Annotated in this window: 2 protein-coding genes; both read right to left on the bottom strand. The window is 72.3% G+C overall.

Annotated features, from left to right (window positions below):
* Nucleotides 1-61: 61 nt before the first annotated feature.
* The gene (gene tpg / locus ACP4IX_RS36005; RefSeq protein WP_426558834.1) at nt 62-619 is read right to left on the bottom strand and encodes a telomere-protecting terminal protein Tpg; all 558 of its coding nucleotides are present in this window, start codon (nt 617-619) and stop codon (nt 62-64) included.
* 12 nt (nt 620-631) lie between these two features.
* Nucleotides 632-2,797 (bottom strand): telomere-associated protein Tap (gene tap / locus ACP4IX_RS36000; RefSeq protein ID WP_426558832.1); only part of this gene is annotated, 2,166 nt, incomplete at its 5' end.

Below are 2,797 nucleotides of genomic sequence, written 5' to 3'. Positions count from 1 at the left end.
CTCACTCGCCAACCGAAGCGCTCAGTCACACCGGGCGCGCGGGCTGTTCGGGGCGCGGCTGCTACAGGTCGAACTCGAGGTGTTCGATGTCCGTGAAGCGCACCTCCTCCAGGGAGCCGGCGCGGCGGCCGCCGTCCTGGAAGTAGACCTCCTTGAGCGCTTCGGCCGCGATGTCCTGGAGCTGCTGGTCGGTGGCGCCGGCCTCCTGGGCGTCGAAGAGGCGGGCGGCGTAGACGGGCGGCAGGGCGACGGTCAGGTGCCGGATGCGGTCCTGGTCCGTCGACCCGATCGGGGCCGTGTAGCCCATGCGGGCGCGGGTGTCGATGACGATGCCGCCCGTGCTGGCCGCCTTCTTCTTGGCCTTCGCGCGGATCTGGGGCTGCCACCGGGCCTTCACCTCGCGTTCCAGGCGCGCGGCGAGTTCGGGGCGGGGCTTCTTGGTCTGGTCTTTCACGTACCGCTCGACGGTGCGCTGGGAGACCCGCAGCATCTGGGCGACCGCCTTGGTGCCCTTGAGCTGCTTGACCAGGTACCGCATCTGCGCGGGCGCGCTCTTGGGTGCCGGGCGGGTGAATGCCTTCTGCACCGCGGCGTCCAGGCCGTCTCCGAACAGGCTCATCGTGGCCTACTCCTACTCTCCGTTGTCGACGTCGGTGACGGTGCCGTCCTTGATGTACCGGGCGAGGTTGAGTTCCGGGGCGTTGAAGCGCTCCCGGACTTCCTCGCCCCACAGGACGTCCTGGGTGCCTTCGTGCTTGACCAGGCCGGGGTTGATGCCGAGCTTGAAGCCGCCGGGCAGCGGCTTGCCTTCCCGGTAGGGCAGGAAGTCCAGCGGCGAGGGGCCGTTGGCGGCGTAGACGACGCAGTCGGACAGGATCGCGATGGGGTACTGCCCGGTGAAGGCGGCGTGCTTGACGATCTTGCGGTGCAGGTTCATCCGGGTGCGGGAGATGACCGCCGCGCGGATGTCGGGCCGCCACGTCGGGCGGGACAGCGCGCGCCACGGCTCGCCGGGCCTCCAGCCCTCGCCGCGGGGCCGCTCGCGGAGTTTGCCCAGGCCGCCCTTGACCGTCGCCTTGATCGCCGTGGTGACGATCGCGAGCTCCGGGTCGCGGGCCTTGTAGCCGTCCATCGCCGCAAGGAAGTCCGCCGGGGCGAGGTCGGCGTCGACGCCGAGGTCGGCCATCGTGGCGAGGTAGGCGTCGCGAAGCCGGTTGTACCAGCCGTCCAGGTACCGGCCGTTCTCGCACCGGACCCACGCCTCGATCGGCCGCACCTCGTAGCCGAGCTCCGCCGCGTAGGCGACGGTGGGCGTCGCGTACCAGGCCGGGCCGGTCGGGCGCTCGCCCTTCGGCGTGAACGGGGAGGGCAGCATCGAGCCGTCCAGCTCCACCCACTCCTTGCCGACCTTCACGCGGGACAGGTCGACGTGGGACAGGTCGACCAGCCACGAGCCGGGCAGCTTCGGATCGAAGACGGGGTTCGTGACGTGCGTCGCCTCGCCCAGGCCGACGTTCAGACCGTTGGCGCCGGCGGCGAAGGCCATGTTGACGTCGATGCCGACCAGGTGCCGCAGGGTGCACTCCGCGTCGGTCATCGGCCGTGCCCAGTCGTACGCCTCCTCGAACAGCTTCTCCGCCGGGCCGCGCACGTGGAACCGGGGCAGGTCCTTGAGGGCGGGGTGGCCGTCGGGGACCTCGCACGGCGGCCAGTTCATCGGGTCGATGGCGTCCTTGCCCAGCGAGCCGGGGTTGTGCTCGCCGGTACGCTTGCCGTTCTCGTCGGGCGCGGTGGCCCGGGTCGGCGGGTGCAGGGCGGTCATCAGCTCCAGACCAGTCACGGCCGTGGAGCCGCGCGGCGTCATCACGCGGGAGGCGTACACGCCCAGGACGCGGGCGAGCTCCGCCGGCGGGAGCTGCCCGGCCTCACCCCAGTGCCGGGTGTCCAGCGCGTTCCACGACGGGATGCACAGCTGCACGCACGCTCGCTCCGAACCGGTGGCGGGGCGGTAGATCCGCGCCCACGGCCCGAACCCGCGCTTCGTCAGCTTCCACTCCGCGCGCGCGAGCTGCTTGATGACCTTGTGGCCCTCCGGGATCCGCCCGGCGTGCTTCTCCTCCTCCGTGAGCGTGACGGGCAGGCCGTAGCGCTCCAGCGCGGACTCGGTGAGCACGATCAGCGGGTCGGCGTCCTTACCGGGGCCGGCGAGCTTCGGCTGCCCGAGCTTGGCCTCGCGCAGCGTCCAGTCGACCAAGGCCGGGATGCTCTTGGCGGGCACGCCCAGGACCAGGCCGCCGGTGCAGTACGCCAGCACCGTGCCGTCGTCCTCGACGTCGACGACCGCCAACGGGCCGTTCTCGAAGCGCGGGTCGGCGCCGCCCGCCGGCGTTCCGGCCGGGGCCGCCTTCTTCCCACCCGGGCGGCGCGACGTCGACGACGTCCTGGTGGTGCGCGCCGGACGCGGCGCGGCCGCCGGAGCAGCGGCGACAGGGACAGGGGTCTGGGTGTTCTCGGTTGCAGTCATGACCGCAGCCTCGGACGCCTCCCCTGTGGACAGAGTCCGCGCTTCCGCCGGGTCGGCGAAGCCCGCCGGGCGGGGCACGCCGGGAGAGGGGCAGAGGGATGCGGCGAGTTCGTCGACTACAGCGGTCGGCACGATTCCTTCCGGGTCGACAGCGCCGGCGAAGGTGGCGGGCACCGGGGCAGCCGGCTTCTCCGGCGTGGCGGGTGCGGGGTAGAGCTCCGCGAGCTGCCGCAGCAGCCGGGCGTACGCCTCACGCTCAGGGCCGCGCGGCTC

Source organism: Streptomyces sp. WG5, from assembly GCF_049974565.1.
In the GTDB taxonomy this organism is placed as follows: Bacteria; Actinomycetota; Actinomycetes; order Streptomycetales; family Streptomycetaceae; genus Streptomyces.
Note: the sequence above shows the minus strand (reverse complement) of the source record. Positions and strands in the feature narration are given on the sequence as shown.